The organism is Acinetobacter sp. P8-3-8 (genome assembly GCF_000214135.1).
Taxonomy (GTDB): domain Bacteria; phylum Pseudomonadota; class Gammaproteobacteria; order Pseudomonadales; family Moraxellaceae; genus Acinetobacter.
Genome location: NZ_AFIE01000195.1, coordinates 1 through 263 on the forward strand (window position 1 = coordinate 1; position 263 = coordinate 263).

Annotated in this window: 1 protein-coding gene; it reads right to left on the minus strand. The window is 41.4% G+C overall.

The genetic code is table 11. The features are described from left to right. Positions 1 to 263, minus strand: a 263-nt coding sequence (locus tag GGG_RS20345; RefSeq protein ID WP_010118297.1) for a hypothetical protein, incomplete at both ends; no start/stop codon positions are given.

Here is a 263-nt window from a genome sequence, read left to right on the forward strand (position 1 = left end):
CTGTTTGAATTTCAGTTTTAGGTAAATTTTGATTAAGCCATTGATACTTAACTTTATGGACAAAACTTCCCCACCACGATTGAGAGGTAGGGCTATACCAACGTTGTTCAGTCAGTCGCCCACGGCTGTCATAATTTCGCCACAATTGCTGACCTGAGGACAAACGATAATGGGCCAATTGCCCAGTACTACTCCATTGAATTTGATCAACAGAAGCTTTTTCGCCATTTTTAGTGAGTTGTAAAGCAGTAACCTGACCCCAA